This window comes from Armatimonas rosea, assembly GCF_014202505.1.
In the GTDB taxonomy this organism is placed as follows: Bacteria; Armatimonadota; Armatimonadia; order Armatimonadales; family Armatimonadaceae; genus Armatimonas; species Armatimonas rosea.
Genome location: NZ_JACHGW010000004.1, coordinates 835760 through 858328 on the forward strand (window position 1 = coordinate 835760; position 22569 = coordinate 858328).

The window sequence follows — 22569 nt, forward strand, 5'->3', positions numbered from 1 at the left end:
AGACAGAGGTGTCTATGAAGCGTTTGTCCTTACTGTTGTTTGTCCTCGCCCTCCCACAGACTAGCTATAGCCAGACAAAGCCCGATGCGGGGCTCTTTGCGGGCCTCGACCTCTACGGCGGCCTCTCCAATGTCCCCGGCCTGCGCCGGTTCGCCGACCAGCTCTGGGCCGGCAACCAGATCTTCACGCCGTCGGTGGCCTACCTGCGCTGGGAGAGCGGCCAGAGCACCAGTGCGCGTGTCGCGGTGGGTGTGGGAGATGCGGCCCGTGGGAGCAATGCGCTCTATAAGCAGCCTATCGAGCTCTGGGTGAAACAAAAAGGAGGGGGCGGAAGCCTCACTGTCGGGCGCTTCTTCACTCCCTTCGGCCAGCAAGAGTGGCAGTACGAGGCCAAGGAAGGACTCCAGTGGGAGCAGCCCTTGGGGCCGCTCGCCCTCACCGCCGCCCTCCAGAAAGACCCAACGACACACCGAGGAAATGGCTATGTCCGCCTTGTCCATGCTCCTCAGGAGACCACACAGATAGGTCTCTCCCTGGGAGCCGGCAAGGGCTTCTCCTATGGCACCGACCTGGAGCAAGGTGTGGGAGTCGACGCGACCCTCACCCGTGGCCCTTGGCTCCTCCGCTCCGAGTGGGACCACTTTACCACGCCGCAGCGCCAGCGCTTCCAGTTTGGCATGGCCACGGCCACCTACCAAGGCCTGCACGGTGACATCCGCCCCTTTGCCAGCTACTACACCTGGCAAGACCGCACCAGCACCGCCGCCTTTGGGAACTATAGCGCCCTGATCGGCGGAGTAGGCTTCCCCCTCACAACGGGCCTGAGCGCGGAGGTGGCCACCACCAAGGCAGGCTCCCGCCAAAACTCCTGGCTCCAGCTGCACTTCACCTGGGAGCACTAAGCTATGAAAGCCCTGCGTAAGACCTTCAAGCCACTACGCCGAATGGGGTGGGCGCTCTTTCTCGCGCTCGCCTACTTTGTCGCGACCTGGCTGCTCTTACCCGGCTTTCCTGGCGACGAAGACAAGGTTATCCAGCTACGGAACAACATCACCACAGGCGCGGGCGACTTCCTAGGAGCACTCCTGTCCCTCTCTGGGCTCTGGACCATCCGCAAGCAGCTCCGCCGTGGCCGGGGACGGCTCCCGTGGGCGAGTGTCACCCTCGCGGCGGCCTGTGCCTCCCTGGGAATCGCCGATAGTCTCTGGGGCTGGATGGAGTGGCACGACCTCGATCCGTTCCCATCCGTGGCAGACTTCTTCTCTCTGGGGCTCATTCCGCTCGTCCTGATCTCGGTTCTCCTGCTCCCCGCCCACCGCCTGCCCTCGTCGCAGCGGATTCGCATTCTGCTCGATGGACTGGTCGGCCTCACCGCGCTCTTTACCTTCAGCTGGCGCTTCTTAATCAGCCCCACCCTCCTCGATGAGAGCAAGATTGGGCTGGCCTCGAAGGCGGTGGGGATCGCCTATCCCATCGGGGATCTACTGTTGGCGTCCTGCCTGATGATCCTCATGATCCGTGCGGGCAAGACCCTCAAAGGGGCAGGCCTTACCTACATCTGTCTGGGAATCGCCTCCCTCCTGGTGGTGGACTCGTTCTTTCTGTACATGACCCTCCAGGGGACGTACCAGAGTGGGACGGTGCTAGACTTGCTCTGGCCGCTCTGCTGCCTGTGTTTGGGGCTGGGTGGTCGTGGCCTGGCGCTACACATGGCATCGAATCGCCTCCACCCCCCGGACAGCCTCCAAGACGAAAGCGCACTCAGCACGCCCGGGCGCACCGCCATCCCCTACCTGCTCGTCCCCTTCTCCGGCATCTTTTTCTTCACGTCGCTCCTGGAGCACCAAGACCAGACCATCGAGATGATCGGGATGTGTATCAGTGGGGCCCTGCTGGTGGGGCTGATTCTGCTGCGGCAGTTTATCGCGCTCCAGGACAACTGGCAGCTCGTGCGCAAGACCCAAGAAGATGCCCACTCCCTCAAGAGCCTCAATGCGGAGCTCCGCGCGACCCAAGCCGAGCTTGTCCACTCCGCGAAGATGGCCTCTCTCGGTACTCTCTCCGCCGGGGTTGCCCACGAGCTCAATCAGCCTATCGCCATTGTTCGCGGAATCTCCCAGCAGCTTCAGGACGAGCCAGATCTCTCGACGTTCGTGCTGGAGGACCTCCAGCAGATCGAGAAGCAGACTGGGCGCATGATGCGCATCATCACCCACCTGCGGACCTTCTGCCGCACCGAGGGCCACGACACCAGTACCAGCTCTCTGAGCACTCTGATCGACAACTGCATGATCTTGATCGGTGCCCAGCTCAAGGCGCGGGGTGTGGCCGTGACTATTACCGCTCCCCCCGAGCCCATGGAGGTCTATGCCAATGCCAATGAGATCGAGCAGATTCTCCTGAACCTAGTCACCAATGCCCGCGATGCTCTTGAGAACACTCCCAACCCGGAGCTGCGCTTGACAATCTCCTGCACCCAGGATTTTGTTGTCTTGCAGTGCGCCGACAATGGCCCTGGGATCGCCCCCGATGCCCTCCTCCATCTCTTTGAGCCCTTCTTCACAACCAAAGAAGTGGGCAAGGGCATGGGGCTAGGTCTCTCTATCAGCGAGAACCTCGCCAAGAAAAATGGCGGTAGCCTCACCGCCCACTCGGAGGAGGGTGCTGTCTTTGTCCTCACCATCCCCCGAGCCCATCCAACCTCTACTGAGGTTTCGCTCCCCCTCGCCGCCTAGCCCAAGGAACCTGACAGTTTATGAGTAAGATTTTGATTGCAGAAGACGAAGACGGACTCCGGATGCTCCTGGAGCGCCAGCTCACCCGCTCGGGCTACACGGTCCATACCGCCCAAGACGGCCAAGCCGCACTGGAGGCGCTCCTACGGGAGCCCTTTGATCTGGTCATCTCGGACATGAAGATGCCCCGGCTCGATGGCATGGGCCTGCTCCGAGAGGCGCAGGAGCGGCACCTGCCCATCGACTTCGTGGTCCTCACGGGCCATGGGAGCCTGGAGGGCGCGGTGGAGGCGTTTAAGAACGGCAATGTCGCCGACTACCTCCTCAAGCCGCTTGAGGACATCCGTATGCTCAGCCGTATTGTCGCCAAGGCACTGGAGGCGCGCCGGCTCAAGGAAGAGAACGCACGCCTCAGCACCGCGCTCCCCGAGACACGCCAGCTTGAGCAGCTTCTAGAGCTCACCGAGTGCTATCTCAGCCTCGTGCAGGACCGCCAGCTCAGTGTGGAAGAGGCGCTGGTCGCGCTCCCCCAGGAAGCCCCTCCCGGTGTGGCCCCCAGCCTAACCAAGGCCTTCATTACCATGGCACGCCAGCGCATTGCCTCCCCCCCAGAGCTTGCCCTCGCCGCCTGATCCGCTCCGTTTTTCATCCTTCTGTCGGAGATCGGTGTGACGAAACCGCCAGGACGGAGATCGTCCGGCTATGGGCGCTACGCGCCGCCTCCTCGTACCTCGTCGGTATTAGATTATTCCGAGCGGAGCGAGGCGGCGCGAAGCGCCCCAAAGCCCCGAGGTTTACCGTCGAGGGTAATCACGCGATTTCCATCAAAAAAAATTCCGGCCGTTTTATCAGATTCGGGGGTGCGGAGCCGTTATAGGGGCGAAAGGATGCACTGCATGTACGCCCACCGCTCCCCCCGGCTCCGAAAGCTCGCTCCCGAGCCCGTCACCCAAGCAAGATCGCGGCGAAAGTCCCCCAGCCCCGCAGAGTCCGCTCTCTGGCAAGCGCTCCGGGGACGCCAGGTCTGTGGGGCAAAGTTCCGCCGTCAGCACTCTGTGGGGAGCTTTATCCTCGATTTTTGGTGCCCCGAGCACCGCCTCGCCATCGAAGTGGAGGACGATACCCCCGAGCAGGTCGCCGTGGAGAGCGAGCGCCAGTTCTGGCTGGAGGCGCATGATATCCGCCTTCTCCGGATCCGAAGCGACGATATCCTCTTCCAGCCGGAGGCGGTACTGCGACGTATCTCAGGCACCCTGACGCCACCGTGAGCGCGACAAGCCGGGTACAATTTCCTTATGATCGCTGGCTTCGGACTCATCAACAAAGACTTTATTGCAGTTGTTCCTTCCTGGGAACACGACACCAAAGTGCGGGCGACCCACTATTTTGAGCAAGTCGGGGGCCCGGTTCCGGTGGCACTCACGGTCGTGGCGAAGCTGGGAGGGCTCTCCTGTGTCCATCTCGGCGTGGTAGGTGACGACCGCGATGCCGACGACCTAGGGCGCTACCTAGACGAGCAAGGGGTCTCCCCAGACCTCTTTCGTGCCCCCGGTGTGCTCACCAGCCGCTCCCTGGTCCTTCTCGATTCCCGTGATGGCTCGCGCACGCTGGCAAACTACGCCGAAGAGCTCCCCGCCCTCTCCTTCACCGACGCCCACGCTGAGCTCCTCAGCCAGGTCAGCCTGCTCCATATCGATGGCCGTGACCTCGCGGGGGCACTCCACGCCGCTTCGCTCGTCAAGGCCGCAGGAGGAGCCGTCTCCCTCGATCTGGGAACCATGCGCCCTGGCCGCGAAGCCCTCTTCCCCCTCTGCGAGATTGTCCTTGCGAGCAAGGGCGGGGGTGCTGGTGCCTTCCCCCAGCACGCCGACGATCCCGCGGCGCAGGTGCGTGGGTTCCTCGATGCAGGCGTCAAAGTCGCCGGTGTGACGCTCGCGGAGAAAGGCGTGATGATCGCCACCCAGGAGCAGCCCGAGCCGGTCTTCCTGCCCGCGTTCCCGATCGAGAGAGTCGTCGACACGTGTGGTGCGGGCGATGTGTTTCATGGAGCCTTCTGCTGGGCACATACCACGGGAATGCCCGCCCACCAAGCCGCTAACTTCGCCCAGGCCACGGTCGCGCTACGGATTCAGCAGTACGGCAACCGCGCCGGCATCCCCACACGAGAGGCTGTCGAGGCGTTTCTGAGCAGTAGGTAGGAGCGGGCACTCCCCCCGCATATTTGGCACTCCCCCCCGGGCACTCCCCCCGGCCTCCGCTCGTTCCTCGCTCTGGCCGACCCCCTCTCCCTCTGGTTCCGCGTTCCGCGGGAGGAGAGGGGGTGCGCTACTCAACCCGCCCCCTTCTCCCCCTCCCTTCGTCCCCGCGAAGCGGGAAACAGAGCGAAGGGAGGGGGCCGGGGGGAGGGATGCCGCTGTATACTTCACCATGATCTTCGCTAAGCTCTTTCCCCTTGGCTACGGTGCCGGCTCGCTGGGCACGGCGCTCTCGGGCGATTCCGCGGTGCGCCACGTGGCGGCCTATCTGGAGGCAGGAGGGAATGTCTTTGACACGGCCCATGTCTATGCGTGCTGGCAGCCGGGCGGTGTTGGGGCGAGCGAGCGGGAGCTGGGGCGGGTATTGAAGCAGCTGGGGACGCTTGAGAGCGCATTTATCGTCACCAAAGGCGGTCACCCCGCCTTTGGCACGGAGTATCCCCGCCCGGAGCACTTTCTCGCGCCAGAGGTGCTTGAAAAAGACATCACGGAGAGCTGCGAGCGCCTTGGGGTGGAGCGCATTCCGCTCTACCTGCTCCACCGCGACGATGGCGTCACGCCCGTGGCGGAGCTTCTGGAGCCGCTCCAAGACCCACGTTTGGGGGCAATCGGGGTGAGCAATTGGTCGGTGGAGCGCATCATGGAGGCCAATGCTGTGGCCACGGAGCGCGGCTGGCGTGGCTTTGTCACCAACCAGATTCAGGGGAGCCTCGCCACGCCGAGCTGGCCCATCACCGACGATCCCACGACCCGCTACCTGACAGAGAGAGAGCTTGATTTCGGCCTGCCCCTGATGTTCTACTCCGCCACTGCCGGTGGCTACTTCGCCGGAAAGAGCAGCAAGCTCTACGACTCGCCCGAGAACGCCACAAGGCGCGCGCGTGCCCAGCAGCTTGCGGAGAGATACGGCGCGACAGCAACCCAAGTGGCGCTTGCGTGGCTACGGAGCCTGCCCCTCCCGACGATCCCGCTCTTTGGGACCACCAGCGAAGCGCATCTTCAGGAGCTTCTTGGGGCGGTGTCTCTGAGACTCACGCCCGACGAAGCCCAGTGGCTTACTGAAGGCGGTACCAGCGCACGAACTTGACGGGCGTGGAGAACCAGGCGTCTTTGGGGTCCGGGGCGGTCTTTTGGACTACCGCAAACTTGCCCTTGGGATCGGCGTTGATCCAGGTCTTCTCGCCCAGGTAGGCCAGGATATGGGCACCGCTCATGGTCACCGCAAGGTCGCCGGGGTGGAGCTCGCGGTAGTCTGCGGTGTTGAGCGTGGTGTTCTCTCGGAGGACATAGGTGCGCCCGCTGTAGCCGCGACCGATCTCTTTGGCCGTGGTGTCGTACCACCAGAGGGCAGCGCCAGCACGCAGGAGCCCCAGGTCCTGGGTCTTCCAGCCCTCGGAGAAGCAGGTGTCGATCATCGCGGCACGGATCAGCCCGGAGCAGTCTATGCCCCGAATGCTCTCGCCGCCCCAGCGGTACGGGACACCGTCGTAGCGCTTGAGCGCGGTGGTATAGGCCTGCTGCATCCGTTCCCCCCCATTGGGGTTGCGGTAGGGCAGGAGCGCGAGCCCAAGCGCTCCCACGAGCGGCAGGAGAAAGAGCACGCGTGTCAGCAGTGTCTGCCAGAAGAGAAAGAGCCCTGCCGCCCAGGTCACAAAGACACTGCCGACCAGCAAGCGGCGGAGCGCTCCGTCTTGGTTGGGTACGAGAGCGAGCACCATACAGAGAACGAGCAGTGCTCCCCAGGCAATAAGCTTGATCCGTCGTCGTCGGCGTCTCGTTATCATCGCGAGATTACTCCGTCGTCTTGCTGAGCCGTCGCCGCAGGCCGCGCTTCCAGACCGCGGCCAGCTCTGGCACCGCAAGGAGGCGCTCGATCAGCTCCGTGTCGAGCGTCTCGCCCAAGAGGGCACGGTTGGCGTCATCTACGGTGAGCCCATGCTCTGAGCGGCTCTCCAGCGTGAGCACATCGCCTGCCTGCACCGTCCCGGGAGTGAGGACGCGCAGGTACCAGCCGGACTTGCCCGTGGCCATCACCGCTTTGAGGAACCCCTTGAGCCCCAGCTTGCGCTCCTGCTTGCTACACGGGAAGCGCGGCTGCGAGACCTGAACCTGCGCCGTGCCCACCGTGTAGATATCCCCGATACAGACCGTCGTCTCGTCGTCGCCAATAAGGGTCCAGTTCTCCCCGACGGCACCGGGGGAAAGCACCACGCCATAGACCGCACTCCAGTGGGTATGGTGCGCCAGCGGATGGACACAAACGGCCTGGTCCTTCGAGCCATGGTGCTTCGTGTCCGCGACTTTATCCCCATCGAGCCCCCGCAGCCCGAGCGCCACCGGCCCGACCACCGGCTCACGGTAGATCGCGGTGCGCCACTCGCCCTTGCTATCGGTTCGGGTTTGTGGCTGCCCAATCAGCTGCGTGTGGATCGTCAGGCTCATACCGAGAGGCCATGCCCTCTTAGGACGCCCAAGATAGTCTCGCTCTCTTTCTCGTTGCAGTCCACGAGCGGCAGGCGCACGGGGCCGACTTTCTTACCGAGTGTCCGTAGTGCCAGCTTGGTCGGGGCGGGCGACGGCGTCGAGAACATGATCTTGGCGATGGGCAGTGTCTTGAGGAAGAGCTCCGCGGCCTCCGTGGACTTTCCGGCAAACCAGGTGTCGCAGATCGCCTTGAACTCGGGGCCGATCACGTGTGCGATCACGCTCACCATGCCCGCTCCGCCCAGTGCCAAGGTCGGCAGCAAGTTCGCATCGTCGCCGGAGTACACATCAAAGCTCGGGGGCGTGACACGGAGCACCTCGGCGAACTGGCTGATGTCTGGGGTGGCCTCCTTGATCGCGACAATAGTCGGGCAGTCAGCGGCGAGGCGCGCCGTGGTCGCGGGCTCCAGGTTGGTGATGGTCCGTGTGGGGACGTTGTAGAGCATCACGGGCAGGTCGGTGGCGCTGGCCACGGCCTTGAAGTGCTGGTAGAGCCCCTCCTGGCTGGGCTTGTTGTAGTAGGGCACCACGGCAAGAAGCGCGCCCGCACCCGCCGCCTTGGCATCGTGGGCCGCCTCGATCACCTCCGCAGTGTTGTTGCCCCCCACCCCCGCGATCACTTTCTCGGAGCCAATCGCCTCGACAATCGCCTTCACCAGCGCCGCTTTCTCTTTCGGCGAGGTGGTCGGGGACTCGCCGGTGGTGCCATTGATCACCAGCGCATCCGAGCCATGGGCCAGCAGCCACTTCGCCAGCGCCACGGCCTCCACAAAGTCCACCTGGTTGTCCGCACCAAAAGGCGTCACCATCGCCGTCACAATATGCCCCCATCGGGCCTGCATTCCACGCATCATTTACCTCTCTTTGACATAAAACACTCTTGATGGCAGTATGTCACGCACACGCACTCCATGAATTCCGTTCACAAAGAAGATGGGCCAGATCGTCCCCGTTTCCTCATGTATCTCGCTCGTGGTGTAAACTCCCGACTCTTTATGTCGGAAGGCGAGAACCCGCCTCCTGGAAACGTCAATCAGATAAAACTCAGCAATCCCCACACGAGCATAGGCTTGGGCTCTTAGCTCCGCCATCTCTTGTGGCAGAACATCAACTACCACAGAATCCTCAAAGTCAGTCAGATGAAAGTCCGCAATGAGATAGTCTGTGCCATTTTCTCGTGGATCAGAGATTCGCTTATGCTCGGTGATTCTCTCTGGACGAAATCTTGCCAAAACACGCCCGCAAATTCTCTCGCGTTCTTGTTGATTCTCTGGGCGCTGGTAGAGCAGTCCAGAGATCAACTCCATCCGGGAGATTCTCTCTGGGAACAGCGCTTCAAACCGAGGCCAATCCTCACAAGTCCATGTCAGCGGGTGTGGATGTGGTGCACACTCCAGCGGCTGTGAGAGAACTTCGGGCATGCCCTAAATTACTCCTCGCTGGATTAAAAGCTCCGCGATCTGGTAGCCGTTGAGGGCCGCGCCCTTGAGAATCTGGTCGCCCGCCACGAAGAGATCGAGCGCCTTGGGGTGCGAGAGGTCCTCACGAATCCGCCCGACAAGACACTCATCGCGTCCGGTCGCATCCACTGGCATGGGGAAGGTGTTGCTCTCGCGGTCGTCCACCAGAATCACGCCCGGAAACGCGGCAATGGCGGCGCGGGCTTCGTCCACGGTAGGCCGCTCGCCCACAAACTCGATATTGACGCTCTCGCTGTGCGCCCGAAGCACGGGAACCCGAACACAGGTAGCGGTGACAGCGAGCTCGGGGGCGTGGAGGATCTTGCGGGTCTCCTTGACCATCTTGAGCTCCTCCTCGTTGTAGCCGGTCTCGTTGATCGCGGTGTTGTGCGAGAAGAGATTGAACGCCACTTGGTGGGGGAAGATCTCCTTGGTCGGGGGCTTTCCGGCCAGCAGCTCGCCTGCCTGCACTTCGAGCTCGCGCATCGCCGCTGCGCCCGCACCCGACGCCGCCTGGTAGGTGCTGACCACGACACGCTTCACAGGCCACTTCTGGTGCAGCGGGGTCAGGGCCATCAGCAGGATAATGGTCGAGCAGTTCGGGTTGGCGATAATGCCCTTGTGCGCCAGGACATCGTCGGGGTTGACCTCGGGGACAACCAGGGGGACATCGGGGTCCATGCGAAACGCCGACGAGTTATCGATCACCACGGCTCCCGCTTTCACTGCTGCCTGCGCGTACTGTTTCGAGCGCCCGCCGCCTGCGGAGAAGAACGCGATATCGCAGCCCGTAAACGAGTCCTCGGTCAGCTCGGCGACCGGAAGCTCCTCGCCCTTAAACATGATCGTCTTGCCGACCGAGCGCGCCGATGCCAGCAAGGTAAGGGAGGCGAGCGGGAAGTCCCGCTCCTCCAATAACTTCAAAAACTCCGCCCCGACCGCGCCTGTCGCGCCCGCCAGAGCCACATGGTATTGCTTCATTGCAAGCCATGATACCGCACGCCAAATCGTCGGGCGAGGGGCCGGTGGGTGTGCGGGGATTGGAAATCCCCGGCACCAGGGAGAGAGCGCCCCGTGGGCGCGGAGAATAGACTTCGTCGCCTACGAATACAGCTCGGTTTCAGAGAGTCGTCGAAGTTCAAAAGCAGCAGGGATGGCAACCGTCCCAACCCACTTTTGAAAGTCCACCGCTACCCGAGAAGTGCCACCAAGAGTGCGGTGCAGGTTTTATGCATTTTTATCTTCGAGCTTTATCGTCCTTGGGAACCCCTCGAACTGCCCACCTCCATGTCGCCACATCTCAAAGGTCGCCTCACGGGTCTTCTTGTTCAGGCGGATAATGCCATAGCCAGAGCCTTTTTTGTGTGCTACTTCGTCCGGGGGGACTGTACCGCCGACTTCTTTGAGAGTGTTGCTCCCCTTCTCTGGATTCGCCGCTGCCAGCACCGTGAGCTTATGCCCGAAGCTATCGGTGAAGCGCCCGGTGACACTGGCTCCCTCAGGCCACCAGGCACGCGGCCAGCCGTTGGCGGTGCCGGGAACCATAAATGCCAGCGGGCCATCGTCCCAGTCGTCGATACCGTGCCGCAATAAAATCCCGCTGTGCTGATCCCCGGCGAGCATCAGCACGGTCGGACGGAGCGCCGTGAGTGCCCGCCGCCGCCCGGACTGTGGCCAAGCGTTACAGTCCAGGTCGAGCTTAATGGGATTGAGTTGTGGCCCCGAGTGCGTCGTCGCATGGCAGAAGATCGTCTGGGAGACAACGATCTTAAACGGAGCGGGCTCTTTGGCCCAGCGCACCAGAAAGCGCTCCTGGCGCTCGCCCAGGAGCTGTGCGCCGGGGATATCGAGCACCTTGGGGTCGGTCTTGGCCTGCTGGCGAAGCGCTGGGGAGACGACAGCATCGGGGCCGGTCTTGAACTTGCGGTCCTCGATTACGGCGAAGTCCACGCCGCCGTACTTGAGCTGGGTAAAGTACACCCCGATGCCTTGCGCGATTGGGGCCGGGTCGATCGGGTCAGGCAGGTGCCCGGTCTGGGTGCGCTGGACGACACCCACCCACTCGGCAGGCATGACGTAGCCGCCGTTTTCTTGTTTGCCATTGGGCGCGGGCCGCCCGCCCTGTCCCCAGACATTGCCCTGGAAGACATCGTGGTCGTCGGGCAGAATAATGGAAGGTCGGTCTTTGAGCAGCTCGCGCCACATCCAGCCAAAGTGCCAGAACTTTCGTAAGTAGTCCAGCGTTGCGCGATCGGTGGGCTTGCGGATAATCCCAAAGCCGCCGTAGTTCTCGTAGATCTGGTCGCCTAAGAAACAGAGGAGATCCGGGTTCTGCTTCGCCACCATTGCTGTAAGCCGTGCCTGCGGGAAGACATAGCCATGATCGCAGGAGAGCACGCCCACCGAGAGGGTCTCTCGATCCACTGGGTCACGTCTAAGCGTCCCTTCCCAGTGATAGTCTTTGCCCTGCCACGTATAGGCAACCCGATAGGCCGTATCTGCGCCTGCCTTCCAGCCAGGAACGCGAAAGAGTGCTGTGCTCGAGAGTGGCTCCACGGTGGCATCGCTGAGCTTCTCCCAGCCCGCACCACGCCTGACCTCCAGCCGGACGGTCTGGCTGTCGGATTTTTCCAGGGGGGGCAAGAGCGCCAGGAGCTTGAGCACGCTGCCCGAGAGCGTGTACTGTGTCCAGAGCAGCGGTCCAAATGCGCGTTCGGGAGCCCCCTCTAGTTTCTCGCCCTCTGCCTTGAAATCCGCATAGCGCCAGCGGAGAATCGGCTGGTTGTTGCCCTCGGGCTGGTTGCGCGGCGCCTCGGCGAGGAGGGCGATATTGCCGTGTAGTACTGCTGCCTCGAGCATCGCCCCAAGACGGACTGTCTTCTCGCCCTGTGTCCCGGTGAGTGTCGCCACGCCCCCCGCCCCAATGCTCAGCTTCAGCGTGACCGCTTGCTTGGTATCCAGAGGCTCTGCGCTCACCATCTCCCCGAAAAAGAGTTTTCCATCCGCCCGAATGCCCGCTTCGTGCTTGTGCTGGTAGTGCCAGAGCGCGTGGCGAAAGTCATCGAGCTGGCCGCGCAGGGCAAAGGCAAATCCCGCCCGCACCGCCGCTGGCTGTGCCGGAGCACCGTCGAGGCGCACGGTCACCGAGAGCGTGAAGGTGCTTGGTTTTTCGGTGAGCGCATGGCTTAGCAGGTGCAGCAAGCGCCCCTTGGCCGCCAAGGCTACGACCTCGTTGTCCTCCACGCTCCAGTCCTGGAGCGGCGCCGCCCAGAACTCTGGCCCCACCCAGCGGCGGGTGCCCTTCCAGTCACTCTGAAAAATACTCATAGCTTCTTTCCTGCCAGCGGGGCATTGGTGGATTTTATCCACGCCAGTAAGTCCTTGAGGAGCTCGTCGCGCTTGCTGGGGTTGGTATCGGCAAGGTTGCTGCGTTCCCCAATATCGTCCTTGAGGTTGTAGAGTTCCAGTGCATTCTTTCCGCCATCGAGCACCCACTCCTCGTGGTAGAGGTGCAACTTCCAGTCGCCCTTGCGAATAACACTAATGGGGCGGGTGCGGAAGTCTTTGTCACGGCCTCGGATTACCGGGTCGTTGAGATAGCCAGGGAAGTGCCAGAAGATCGCTTGGCGCTTGAGGGTGCTACCACCTTTGAGAAGTGGGACGAGGCTCTCGCCATCAAGCAGCTTAGGAGGCTTGGCTCCGGCTGCTTCGAGAAACGTCGGGTAGAAATCGATGTTGATAACAGGCGTCGCGCAGACGCTGCCAGGCTTGGTGACACCGGGCCAGCGCACGATCAGAGGCTCGCGGATGCCCCCTTCGTAGTAGCCGCCTTTGCTTCCTCGGAGCGGCTCTTGCGACGACTGCTGGGTTGCGCCATTGTCCGACGTGAAGACGACGATTGTGTTTTTCGCTAGGTTTAGCTCCTTGAGCTTTTTGAGAAGTATGTCTATGCTGGAGTCCAAGGCAGCGACACACGCAGCATACTTCGCATTTCTCTGCTCTATGCCGGGAGTTTTTGCCTTGAACTTCGCCAGAGTGCCTGGCTGGGCTTGGAGTGGTGAGTGAATCCCGTGGTGGGCGAGATAGACAAAAAACGGCTTAGCCTTGTTCTTCTCGATAAACGCACAGGCTTTGTTCGTGAGCGTAAAGACCCCCTTGGGATCACTGGGAGGCCCTGTCTGGTTGCCCTCGCCCCCTTCTTTGAGAGGACCATTTCCAAAGGAGTCGTAGGTCTCGTCGAAGCCCTGTTGTGACGGCAGTGCGCCTTCTGTGGGATGCATGAGGTGCCACTTGCCAAAGTGCCCCGTGGCATAGCCTGCCGATTTCAGGGCATCGGCGAGCGTGATGTTCTCCTCGAGCAAACCCTGCTTATTGGGGTAGGGCACCAGACGCATCAGCTCCTTCGGCCCTCGGTTCGTGCTGTCTACGGCGTAGACCCCGTGCCGTGGCCCGTAGGTTCCCGAGAGCAAGCACGCCCGGCTCGGGGCGCAGTTTCCCGCCGCAGCGTAGGCATGGGTGAAGACCATCCCCTCTTTAGCGAAGCGATCAATCACCGGCGTCTCGTAGAAGTCCGAGCCCTGGTAGCCGACATCGCGCCAGCCCAGATCATCGGCAAAGATAAAGACAATGTTGGGCTGACCTGGTCCCCTCGCCCCCGCAGGGCGGGGGAATAGTAGGGTGAGGAGCGTGAGAAAAACAATGAGTGTCCGTTGCATCGGAGTTACTTCTCCCCCAGATCACTGTAGAAGAGGAGTTCGAAGCCTGTCGGGGCGCTCTTGCGGAGCTGCTCTATGCGCGCCGCCTCTCCTTCGAGTTTCCCCGGCTTTATGGCTTCTGCCTCGTAGACCCAGAGCTCACAGAGCAGGGCGTTGGGGCCGACGATGCGATCTATAAGGACTTTCAGTGCTGTCCCCGAGAGTCCTGATGGAATGTCCACAACCAGCTCCTGTGGCTTCTGCCTCTTGCCTTTCCAGGCCGGAAGCTCGGTGTCGGGAACGACGCCGACTGCTCCCGTACCATCAGCGTTGGCGACCCGTACGCGCTGCGTACGGCCACGCCCGCCCCAGTCCCACCAAGAGAAGCCAATCTTATGTGCTTTTCCCGGAGCGAGGCCAGAAATAAGGAGCTCAACAGACGAATGGTGCTGCACTGACGAGCCAAACCAGGGGGCTACCTCCGTGGTGAAGTCAGGCGGGGTGTAGGCACGCCCTGCGAGAGTGGTGATCCCTGGCCCGCTAGATACTGCCGTCGTAACGATAGCCTTTGCTTCAGCTTCGTAGGAGCGTGGGTTTCCCGGCTGTGGCGTGTGCTCGCTCGCCATCAGTGCCTTCATCCGTGCCAGCAGTGTTGCGTGCTTGGGGTCACCGGCGAGATCGTGGTCCTCATGGGGATCGGTGACGACGTTGTAGAGCTTCAGCGGGGTGCTGGCGTCTTTGATCTGCACGCGAAGCCCCACGAAATCCCCGATACGCACGGCCTGCTGGTCGCCCCAAGGGTCGGGACCCGTATTGGGAAAGCCGTGGCGGCCCAGCACCTCACGGTCGGTCTTGAGGTTGCTAGGGCCATGAAACTCCCAGTAGAGAAAGTCGTGGGGCTTCTGCACGCCCTTCCCCGTGACACTCGCTGCGAGGGAGAGACCGTCGGTGCCGGAAGGCACTTTGGCTCCTGCGAGCTCAGCAAAGGTAGCCAGCCAGTCGTAGTGGGCGCTGGGCAAGGAGACCGCGCCAGGCTTGACGACTCCTGGCCCCCAGACAATCGTCGGCTCTCGCATCCCACCTTCGTAAAGATCGCGCTTGAAGCCATCGTGTGGCCCCCAAGAGCGGAAAACCTGTGGATCTTTGGCAGGGCCATTGTCGGAGGTAAAGACAATCAGTGTATTTTTGTCCAAGCCCTGCTTTTGGAGCGTTGCTCTCAGGTCGCCCATCGCAGCGTCTAAGCGCCGAATCATCGTGGCGTAGCGCTTCTCCCAGTCCGTCCACTCCGCAGGAAGTGTAGGATCGAGCCAGGCGTTTTTCTGCGCGGGGTTGGTCATTAGTGGCAGCGAGACACCGCCAGTTGGGTACGGGCCGTCGGGCACTTGATAGGCCATGTGCGGCGCAATATAGGCTAGGTAGAGAAAGAAGGGCTGCTTGGGGTTCTTGGCTGTCTGCTCGGCGATATAGGCTTTCGCTTTGGCGGTGTAGAGATCCGTGGAGTAGCTGTCCTTGAACTGCTCGGTAACGTCCTTCGTTCCCTCGAAGATCGGGTGCTGCGTATCGGGGTAGTGGACGTGCCCGTCGCTGTGGCCGTAGAGCCCGAACCAGTGGTCGAAGCCGCGCTTCTCCGGGTGGGCGGGCATGTCCTTCTTGCCGCCCCCAATCCCCCACTTGCCCACGGAATAGGTCGCGTAGCCAGCCGCTTTTAGGACGCTCGCCATGGTCGGGGCCTCGGCCAGCTCGGGCAGAGCACGGTCAAACTGATGATCCCGGATCGGAGAGTGGCCGGTGTGCTTTCCAAGCATCAGGCAAGCGCGGGTCGGCACACAGACGGGTGAGCTGGCGTAGTGCTGCGTCCACTTCTGCCCCTCGGCTGCGAGCGTTTCCAAGTTTGGCGTAGAGAAGCGCTTCTGTCCAAAGGGCGAGATGTCGCCGTAGCCAAGGTCGTCGCAGAGGACGAAGATAATATTGGGCCGCTGGGGCTTAGCGGGCTGTGCAAGTGCAGGGAGTGAGAGAGCTACGAGCACAAGCACACTCAAAAGTCGTCTCATAGAGTGCTTACTTTCACGTCCATGACCGTTCCTAAGAGCGGGTTGGGGGACGTGTAGTCCCCCACTGCCGTCTTGTCATCGCGGCCAATACTCAGGCCATCGCGCCCCTTAGCCTTGGCGTTCCTCAAGATCGGCTGGAGGTCGCTGCCCTGCATACTTTTCGGGATCGGGACGCCCGCCATCGCCAGAATGGTCGGAGCCAGATCTATATTGAGGGCCATCTGTGAGCGGCGACCATGCGTCGACCTTGGCAGGCGCGGGTCGCGGATAATGAGCGGAACATGGATCGACTCCTCGTACATCAGACACTTCCCATCGAAGCCATGGGCACCGTCCATCGTGCCATTGTCGGACATATGGATGCGGTAGCCTGCTTTTCGCAGGAGTGCGGGGAAGGTCTGCTGCCACTGCGCCGCCGAGAGTGGGGTCTTAAAGTCCTCAACTCCCTGGCGGCCCATGTGCTGGCCGGTGTAGAGGCTCGCGCGGCTACAGCAGCAGATCGCGGTGGTGACAAAGGCCTTATCAAAGAGCACGCCCTCGGCGGCGAGCTGGTCGACATGGGGGCTTTTTAGGACAGAGTTACTGGTACAGCTCAGGCCATTGTAAGGCTGGTCATCGGTGAGAAAGAGGACGAAGTTAGGTTTTGTTTGCATTATTTTTTGGTTGCTAATGTGGCACCTAACCACGTCCGCAGTGCCACTCGGGCGGGTGTCTCGCGCAGAACCCAGGCATCGTTGTGATTCCGAAACGGCACCCCCTGGAAGGTGAAGGGGGCGTGAACGCCACTAGCGGCGATGTACGCGCGGGTAGCCTCAGTGCTTCCGTCACAGATAAACGAGGGGCGCCCTTTTAGCCGCTTCAGACGGGTCACGGCAGAGGCCACATCGGAGTGGGGGTAGGGCCAGCTTTTCACCCCATCGTAGTGGCTGTAGGCGATAAACGCTCGCCAGAGGCTGGCGGTCTCGTCGTTGTGCAGGCCTAGATAACCACACGCAATGGCACCTCGGGAGAACCCGGCGAGGATCACAGCAGAGGAATCCCCCCCGTATTGATCACAGACCATGCGGATGGCTGCCTTGCAGTACTCCAGAGTGGCGCTGATGTCGCCCCACCACTGGGTACAGATACGAGTACGTCCCACATCGATATAGGGCAGGCAGAGCCAGAGAAAGCCCTGACCTGCGGAAGCTCCGTAGCCCAGCCTACTCCCCTCAGGGACACCGTGGGAAACGTCCCCATAGCGGTTGGAGTACCCTCCATTGCCTGCATACTCGACAATCACCGGGTACTTTTTTCCGGGTTTCCAGTCCGTCGGGAGGTAGAGCACATGGTAGACCTGCGTCCCAGCATATTCCGGCAGAGAGTGCCGCACGCGCCTCCCTGCCTTGGGCTGCTCCTCGGTGAGTGCAGGCAGGGTTAGATCCGCTGGAACAGTGCTAAGATCGGGGAGCTCTTGGCCAATCATGGGGACACATCTTTCACACACCGAAACCCGATGTGAGAGCTGCCAGTATTAATATCCCCTTTGCCGCGTCCACCGGGCATGTAGCGTGCGCAGTAGGCCTCGCAGCACAAAAACGAGCCGCCTTTTTGGACGCGCTTTAGGACTCCCGGCTCATCGGGATCGAGGCTGTCCTCGGGCCCCTTCGGGTTCTTCTCAGGGCTCTGGGAAAAATAGTCCGGGCGGTACCAGTCCGAGCACCACTGCCAGACATTGCCCGCCATGTCGTAGAGGCCAAAGGCATTGGCAGGGAAGCTTCCCACCGGCGAGGTGCGTGCAAAGCCATCGGCCTGGGTGTTTTTGTAGGGGAAGTCGCCGTTAAACGTATTGGCCATCTGCTTGCCGCCTGGCGCAAACGTATTGCCCCAGACAAAAGGCTTCTGATCCAGCCCGCCGCGCGCAGCAAACTCCCACTCCGCCTCCGTGGGGAGGCGCTTGCCCGCCCACTTGGCGTAGGCCGCAGCGTCCTCGTAGGCAACCTGCACCACAGGATGGCTCTCTCGGCCTTTGAGGTCGCTTGTCGGGCCTTCGGGGTGACGCCAGTCGGCCTTGGGGACATAGCTCCACCACTGGGTGACATCATCGAGGCGCACGGCGTGGTCGGGCGGGGTAAAGACAACAGCACCTGGGACGAGCTTATCCAGCGGGACGCCGGGGAACTCTTTGGGATCGAGGGGGCGCTCGGCGACGGTTTTATAGCCCGTGGCGGCGACGAATCTGTCAAACTGGGCATTGGTGACGGGGTACTTGTCCATCCAGAACCCAGCGAGTGTCACCCGGTGCACGGGCTGCGAATCGTGGAAACGCGGATCGTCGCTGCCCATCCGGAATGTACCACCTGCAATTTGAACCATTCCCTCCGTGCTTTGGACGGAGGACGTGCTCGCCTGTTTTTGACAGCCAGACGCAACGAGCAAGAGACACGAGAGGGCTATCCAACAATGCTGTGTGTCGTTCATGATGCTATTGTAACGGCCAGCTAGGGACGGTGGAGTGAGCAGCATTGGGGAGTGACTCGGCTCTGGCACACTCCTATGGACGCCGGTCGGCGAGATTAGTTCGCTCATGGGAGACTCTTTCTCCTAGAGATCCTCGTTGAACCAACCTGCGCTCTTAAACCACTTGGCATGGCCGTCTGCCTTCACGCTCGTCGTCGGCGAGGGCCAGAGACGCGAGCTGGTCAATGCATTGTAAGCGGAAGATTTGAAGCGGCGACGAGAAGAAGCGAAGGGATTAGGCAGCGAAATCCGGAATCTAGCTCCCAGATGAAGCCCAATATCCTCTTTATCATGAGCGACGACCACGCCGCGCATGCGATCAGTGCCTACGGCAGTCGTATCAACCAGACGCCGCAGATAGTTGGGGTACCCACAGTGTTGTGTGGTTTCCTTTAAGCAACAGCTTACCTCACTAATGACGATAGAGATGCGCACGTGATGGCAGCGTCATGAAGAAACAAACACTTACTCGGTGTAGGAAAAGGCCTGTAGGGAGAGAGGGCTGGCAAGGTTCTTCAGGCTCCAGCTCGTGTGCCCAAACGAGCACGCCAGCACCTGCCCATGCCACCCAGGCTTGATTGCCACACCGTAGAGGTTCTTGATTCCCAGTGGTATGCCAGCAATACGCTCTGGTTGCCCGGGAAGGAAAAACCGCCCTGGCGGCACGGTCTTCGGATCGGTGAGATCCTCGTAGACAAGCTGCGTGCAACCACGGGGAACATAGAAGTACTGGATGGGGTAGGCATAGTTATCGAAGTCATCCAGGTTGTGGGCATTGAAGGCCACCAGCGGACTGTGGAGCTTGAAGCGATTGAAGCCCCCACGCAGACGCACCGAGTAGGTCTTGCCGGCAGTGACGGCCAGGGAGAAGCGCCGTAGCTTCCAGGTACGGCCCTCGATTGTCTCTGTGTAGTCGACAAGTTCACCGAGTCGTTCTTTCAGGAGAATGCCCTCGTCGGTGAAGATCGTCAGCTCAGAGGTGCCTCCCTCCACTCCCGCATCGAAGGCAATTCTCCCCGACTTCTGCGGGACGAGATAGACCTGCGGGTTGCGTCCAAAGCGCCAAGAGTTCTCGGCAATCGGCTCGGTGTAGCGCACGCGCTGATGGTCAAAGACAAACGAGTGAACGTCGTAGAGTTTGGGGCAAGCCTGCTGATCTGCCTGATGTCCCCTGTGGGAAGTGCCTTGGGCTTGACAAACCAGCTCTCGCCGGGGCCGTACCAGCGAAAGCCCCAGCGGTCGAGGAGGGTGTAGATAGCATTTTCGAGGCTATTGGGGGTCGTGTAGCGAATGTGCATCCTCCCCCGCCGACGCTCCACGTAGAACTCTTGCCCGGTTCGCCCTGCAAGCGGCACCTGCTCCAGCACCAGCTCACCCGCATCGTAGCCGACCAGAACATCTTGCAGATCGGTGACGGCCGCGCTGGGTGGCCCCTGGTAGCGAATGTGGTTCATCCTGCCAGTGTACCAACTCTACTGTGCTCCGACGACACGGTGTGGGACGTAGGGCTCTTCCAGGTAAGCGACCTCTTCCGAGGTCAGTGTCACAGCCAGTGCCCCTGCGGCGTCCTCCAGGTGGCTGAGCTTGGTCGCGCCGACAATCGGTGCAGTCACGGGCTCCTTTTGAAGCAACCATGCGAGCGCGATCTGGACACGGGACACCCTGCGCTTCTCGGCGAGCTCCGCCACCCGCGCCACAATCTGCTGGTCGGTCTGAGTAGTGGCATCGTACTTCCAGCGCTGGATCTGGTCGGTCTCGGCGCGCAGGCTTCCCTCAGTGGGTAGGTCTCGTGTCAGCCGTCCCGAGGCGAGCGGGCTGTAGGGAATCACCCCGATCTTTAGGTCGCGGCAGAGCGGCATCATCTCGCGCTCCTCTTCCCGGTAGATCAGGTTGAGGTGGTTCTGCATCGAGACAAAGCGTGCCCAGCCGTGCTTCTCCGCCACAAACTGCGCCTTCTGGAACTGCCAGGCAAACATCGCCGACGCCCCGATATAGCGCACCTTTCCCGCCCGCACGACATCGTTGAGCGCCTCCATCGTCTCCTCGATGGGAGTCTGGTAGTCCCAGCGGTGGATCTGGTAGAGGTCGACGTAGTCCGTCCCCAGGCGTGTCAGGCTCTTATCAATCTCGCTCAGGATCGCCTTGCGCGAGAGCCCCCCACCGTTGGGGCCGTCGGCCATCTTCCCCCAGACCTTGGTGGCCAAGACAATCTCGTCGCGCTTGGCGAAATCTTTCAGTGCGCGCCCCGTGATCTCCTCGCTCGCCCCGAGTGAGTAGATATTGGCCGTGTCGAAGAAGTTAACCCCCAGCTCCAGCGCTTTCTGGATCACCGGGCGGCTGTTCTCTTCGTTCAAGACCCATTTATGCGTCCAGCGCTCCGCGTCGCCAAATCCCATACACCCCAGGCAGAGGCGTGAGACATCCATCCCCGTGTTACCAAGTTTTGTATATTCCATGACTAGTTCTCTCTTCTGTAGTGCTCGTCGGTGACATGCTCCAGCCACTCCACCGCCTTACCATCGAGCCTCTCTTGAATCGCGATATGGGTCATCATAGTAGTCGCCGTGGCCCCGTGCCAGTGCTTCTCACCCGGCGCAAACCAGACCACATCCCCGAGCCGAATCTCCTCAATTGGGCCGCCTTCGCGCTGGGCGAGACCGCAGCCTGCGGTCACGATAAGCGTCTGCCCGAGGGGGTGGGTGTGCCACGCCGTCCGAGCGCCCGGCTCAAAGGTCACACTGGCACCGGCAACCCGTGCCGGCTCCGGTGCCGTAAAGAGCGGGTCCACCTGCACGACTCCTGTGAACCACTCGGCAGGCCCCCTGCCCGAGGGCTGTGAGCCACTTCGTTTGATTTCCATTACTTCTCTATACCCAAGAATAGCCCCCACTTTTTCCGCGACCTGTCAAAGGCGGGCCTAACCCTCCCTCGCAGGATCGGAGAGTTGCTTGGTCAGAACTCCTGCTTGGGAGAGTTGCCTCTCATTCTATGGGGTAATGGAAGTAGGTGAATAGGTCAATCCTCGGGAATGCTTGGTCAATCCTACGAAACTTCCGAAGAACGATCACAGAGAAAGAAGGTAGATGCTACACTGAGCAAAATGACCACAGAGCCGGATACACGTGCCTTGGAGAGCGTCTACCGGACGGAGCTCACCGCACGCATCGCCCGAGCCCTGCCCAACAACGGAGCCGTCACACCGCTGGAGGGCCTCTCGTTTTACCGAGCGTCGAGCACGCGAGGCCCGATCCATACCGTGACACTCCCCTCGCTGTGTGTCATTGCCCAAGGTGTCAAGGAAGTCTATCTGGGAGACAAAACGTACTGCTACGACCCCTACAGCTACCTCCTGACGACTGTCGAGCTTCCCGTTATCGGGCAGCTCACCGAGGCATCACCCGAGACACCCTATCTCGCACTGCGCCTCATCCTAGATCCGGCACTCATAGCCTCCGTGATGCTGGACGCCGGCCTGCCGGCGCCTCGCAGAGAAGGGGGGAGCCTGCGTGGTCTGGAGGTCAGCCCTCTGGGTACGGACCTGCTAGAAACGACGCTAAGGCTCGTCCGGCTCGCGGAGGCTCCACCTAGTGAGGCGCGAGTGTTGCTACCGTTGGTGACGCGTGAGATTGTCTTTCGCCTACTCCAGGGAGAGCAAAGTGCTAGACTCAGGCAAATCGCGGTCTTGGGGGGCCACGCCGAGCGCATCGCGCAAGCAATAGGGCTACTGCGGAAAGACTTTGACAAGCAGCTACGCATTGAGCAGTTGGCCAAAGAAATCGGGATGAGCCCCTCGGTGTTCCACGAGCACTTCAAAGCGGTCACGGCCCTCAGCCCGCTCCAGTTTCAGAAACATCTGAGGCTCCAAGAGGCGCGTCGCCTCATGCTCAGTGAGGATATCGACGCCGCCAGCGCGGGGCACCGAGTCGGCTATGAGGATCCCTCCCAGTTCAGCAAGGAGTATAAACGGCTCTTTGGCGACCCACCCCTGCGCGACATTGAACGGCTACGACAGAGTTTCCACAGTGCGAGTGCTGCTTAGCGAAAACCAGAAAAGCCAGAGCTGGAGTACTAAGACACCTTTTCCAGTCAGCCTCGTTTACGGCTCAGAAAAACCAATACGTCGATAAAAGCGATCCCGATAGGTGGCAGATATCGGAATCATCGCATTGCGAATTTTGATTCGGTCACGCTCAATAGACGTTATCCTGTTTCAGGATCGCCTCTGACATGGTGACGTTGTTCTCAATTGCTGATATTATTTCAGCATGTCGGGATTAACTTATACCAAAGCATGCGCCACCTCGGGAAGACTATTGGCCCTCACGGGATTGGAGCCCAGCGAGTTCAAGACTCTACTGCCTTACTTTCAGAGTGCCCTCGATGCATATCTG

21 protein-coding genes are annotated in these 22569 nt (G+C 61.2%); 7 read left to right on the forward strand and 14 right to left on the reverse strand.

The features are described 5' to 3' along the window. Positions 1-14 precede the first annotated feature (14 nt). The 6 genes from HNQ39_RS23285 to HNQ39_RS23310 all read left to right on the forward strand — a co-directional run bounded on the left by HNQ39_RS23285 (position 15) and on the right by HNQ39_RS23310 (position 6077). Positions 15-902 (forward strand): hypothetical protein, encoded by an 888-nt coding sequence (locus HNQ39_RS23285; protein ID WP_184202595.1) that lies wholly within the window; start codon positions 15-17, stop codon positions 900-902. Positions 903-905: 3 nt separating this feature from the next. Beyond that, positions 906-2735 (forward strand): sensor histidine kinase, encoded by a 1830-nt coding sequence (locus tag HNQ39_RS23290; protein ID WP_184202597.1) that lies wholly within the window; start codon positions 906-908, stop codon positions 2733-2735. 20 nt (positions 2736-2755) lie between these two features. After that, positions 2756-3367, forward strand: a complete 612-nt coding sequence (locus HNQ39_RS23295) for a response regulator (RefSeq protein ID WP_184202599.1) — start codon at positions 2756-2758, stop codon at positions 3365-3367. A gap of 264 nt (positions 3368-3631) precedes the next feature. Further along, the gene (locus tag HNQ39_RS23300) at positions 3632-4003 is read left to right on the forward strand and encodes an endonuclease domain-containing protein (protein WP_184202601.1); all 372 of its coding nucleotides are present in this window, start codon (positions 3632-3634) and stop codon (positions 4001-4003) included. Between the two features lie 27 nt (positions 4004-4030). Continuing rightward, positions 4031-4933, forward strand: a complete 903-nt coding sequence (locus HNQ39_RS23305; protein WP_184202603.1) for a carbohydrate kinase family protein — start codon at positions 4031-4033, stop codon at positions 4931-4933. Positions 4934-5162: 229 nt separating this feature from the next. Beyond that, positions 5163-6077 (forward strand): aldo/keto reductase, encoded by a 915-nt coding sequence (locus HNQ39_RS23310; RefSeq protein WP_184202605.1) that lies wholly within the window; start codon positions 5163-5165, stop codon positions 6075-6077. On the opposite strand, the gene HNQ39_RS23315 is transcribed toward HNQ39_RS23310, so the two are convergent. The 14 genes from HNQ39_RS23315 to HNQ39_RS23380 all read right to left on the reverse strand — a co-directional run bounded on the left by HNQ39_RS23315 (position 6046) and on the right by HNQ39_RS23380 (position 21038). Beyond that, positions 6046-6774 (reverse strand): NlpC/P60 family protein, encoded by a 729-nt coding sequence (locus HNQ39_RS23315; protein WP_184202607.1) that lies wholly within the window; start codon positions 6772-6774, stop codon positions 6046-6048. The two genes, HNQ39_RS23310 and HNQ39_RS23315, sit on opposite strands and share 32 nt — an antisense overlap. 7 nt (positions 6775-6781) lie before the next feature. Next, positions 6782-7432 carry an MOSC domain-containing protein gene (locus HNQ39_RS23320; protein ID WP_184202609.1) on the reverse strand — a complete coding sequence of 217 codons (651 nt, stop codon included), beginning with the start codon at positions 7430-7432 and terminating at the stop codon, positions 6782-6784. Beyond that, the gene (gene dapA, locus HNQ39_RS23325; protein WP_221290255.1) at positions 7429-8328 is read right to left on the reverse strand and encodes a 4-hydroxy-tetrahydrodipicolinate synthase; all 900 of its coding nucleotides are present in this window, start codon (positions 8326-8328) and stop codon (positions 7429-7431) included. Before dapA ends, HNQ39_RS23320 begins: the two co-directional genes overlap by 4 nt. Further along, positions 8329-8895 carry a hypothetical protein gene (locus HNQ39_RS23330; RefSeq protein WP_184202612.1) on the reverse strand — a complete coding sequence of 189 codons (567 nt, stop codon included), beginning with the start codon at positions 8893-8895 and terminating at the stop codon, positions 8329-8331. It lies immediately after the preceding gene. Between the two features lie 3 nt (positions 8896-8898). After that, a complete protein-coding gene (locus HNQ39_RS23335; protein WP_184202614.1) occupies positions 8899-9915 on the reverse strand; it encodes an aspartate-semialdehyde dehydrogenase in 1017 nt (338 codons plus the stop codon). A gap of 246 nt (positions 9916-10161) precedes the next feature. Next, positions 10162-12261: an alkaline phosphatase D family protein gene (locus HNQ39_RS23340; RefSeq protein ID WP_184202617.1), complete on the reverse strand. Its 2100-nt coding sequence runs from the start codon at positions 12259-12261 to the stop codon at positions 10162-10164. Then, positions 12258-13649, reverse strand: coding sequence for a sulfatase (locus HNQ39_RS23345; RefSeq protein WP_184202619.1), 1392 nt, complete (start codon positions 13647-13649; stop codon positions 12258-12260). Before HNQ39_RS23345 ends, HNQ39_RS23340 begins: the two co-directional genes overlap by 4 nt. 5 nt (positions 13650-13654) lie before the next feature. Continuing rightward, positions 13655-15679 (reverse strand): sulfatase-like hydrolase/transferase, encoded by a 2025-nt coding sequence (locus HNQ39_RS23350; RefSeq protein ID WP_184202621.1) that lies wholly within the window; start codon positions 15677-15679, stop codon positions 13655-13657. Further along, the gene (locus tag HNQ39_RS23355; RefSeq protein WP_184202622.1) at positions 15676-16332 is read right to left on the reverse strand and encodes a sulfatase-like hydrolase/transferase; all 657 of its coding nucleotides are present in this window, start codon (positions 16330-16332) and stop codon (positions 15676-15678) included. Before HNQ39_RS23355 ends, HNQ39_RS23350 begins: the two co-directional genes overlap by 4 nt. Next, entirely contained in the window at positions 16332-17144 is an 813-nt protein-coding gene (locus HNQ39_RS23360; RefSeq protein WP_184202624.1) for an alpha/beta hydrolase, read from the reverse strand. The genes HNQ39_RS23355 and HNQ39_RS23360 overlap by 1 nt, the downstream gene beginning before the upstream one ends. Beyond that, complete coding sequence (locus HNQ39_RS23365; RefSeq protein ID WP_221290259.1) at positions 17141-18034, reverse strand: formylglycine-generating enzyme family protein; 894 nt, start codon at positions 18032-18034, stop codon at positions 17141-17143. Before HNQ39_RS23365 ends, HNQ39_RS23360 begins: the two co-directional genes overlap by 4 nt. 609 nt (positions 18035-18643) lie before the next feature. Further along, a complete protein-coding gene (locus tag HNQ39_RS23370) occupies positions 18644-19276 on the reverse strand; it encodes a hypothetical protein (protein WP_184202626.1) in 633 nt (210 codons plus the stop codon). A gap of 374 nt (positions 19277-19650) precedes the next feature. After that, entirely contained in the window at positions 19651-20634 is a 984-nt protein-coding gene (locus HNQ39_RS23375) for an aldo/keto reductase (RefSeq protein ID WP_184202628.1), read from the reverse strand. Between the two features lie 2 nt (positions 20635-20636). After that, a complete protein-coding gene (locus HNQ39_RS23380) occupies positions 20637-21038 on the reverse strand; it encodes a (R)-mandelonitrile lyase (RefSeq protein WP_184202630.1) in 402 nt (133 codons plus the stop codon). A 240-nt stretch (positions 21039-21278) separates the two neighbouring features. Here HNQ39_RS23380 and HNQ39_RS23385 point away from each other — a divergent pair, with 240 nt between their 5' ends. Further along, positions 21279-22217 (forward strand): AraC family transcriptional regulator, encoded by a 939-nt coding sequence (locus HNQ39_RS23385; RefSeq protein ID WP_184202632.1) that lies wholly within the window; start codon positions 21279-21281, stop codon positions 22215-22217. Positions 22218-22569 lie beyond the last annotated feature (352 nt).